The sequence below is a fragment of the Vibrio sp. 10N.261.51.A3 genome (assembly GCF_041471965.1).
Classification (GTDB): domain Bacteria; phylum Pseudomonadota; class Gammaproteobacteria; order Enterobacterales; family Vibrionaceae; genus Vibrio; species Vibrio crassostreae_C.
On record NZ_JBFRPK010000082.1, the window covers coordinates 1 to 821 of the forward strand.

General features: G+C 45.7%; 1 protein-coding gene. It reads left to right on the forward strand.

Translation table 11 applies throughout. From position 1 onward, the window contains the following. Positions 1–821 (forward strand): ISL3 family transposase (locus AB4371_RS18605; RefSeq protein ID WP_372150460.1); only part of this gene is annotated, 821 nt, incomplete at both ends.

Sequence of the window (821 nt, forward strand, 5' to 3'; positions counted from 1 at the left end):
GCTAAGTGCCTTTGTGGTCTCGAGGCCGAGGCTATTCATGAGTATCAATGGCGTCATGTAAAAGAGGCCATGTTGCTCGGTGTTCCTGTTGAACTTTCCGTTCAAACACGAAGAATCAAGTGTCGTGACTGCGGCATAAAAACAGAGTCTCTATCTTGGTTAGAGCCTTATGCTCGTATAACGAAGCGCTTAAAAAGTTATATAGAACAACTGCTGCCTCTTCTTCCCATTAAGCATATCTCCCAGTTAACAAGCGTACATTGGCACACCATTAAAGAGATAGATAAACGCCGACTTCGCCAAGTGGTACCGTCAGTGAAATGGGAGGGGCTAAGGCAACTCGTCATGGATGAGTTCGCTATCTTTAAAGGACATCGGTATGCCACGGTCATTGCTGACGCTAAGACTCACCAAGTCATTTGGATAGGGTTAGGCCGTAGCCGCAAGGACATACGACCGTTCTTCGAGCTGTTAGGCAAGCATGGCAACAATATCGAAGCGGTCGCAATGGACATGAATACGGCTTTTGACCTTGAAGTTCAAGCGCACTGCCCGAATGCAAAAATCGTTTACGACTTATTCCATGTTGTCGCTAAGTTCGGTCGTGAGGTCATGGATAGAGTCAGAGTCGACCAAGCCAACAAGCTCAAGCAAGATAAAAAAGCGAGGCAATGGGTCAAGCGCTCACGCTGGGTGTTGTTGAAAAATAGAGGCAACTTAAATCCACGGCAAGACAGCTATCTTACAGAAATATTGAATATCAATAAGGACTTAATGACCACTTATATACTCGGGGCACAACTCAAAGAGCTTTGGTATTG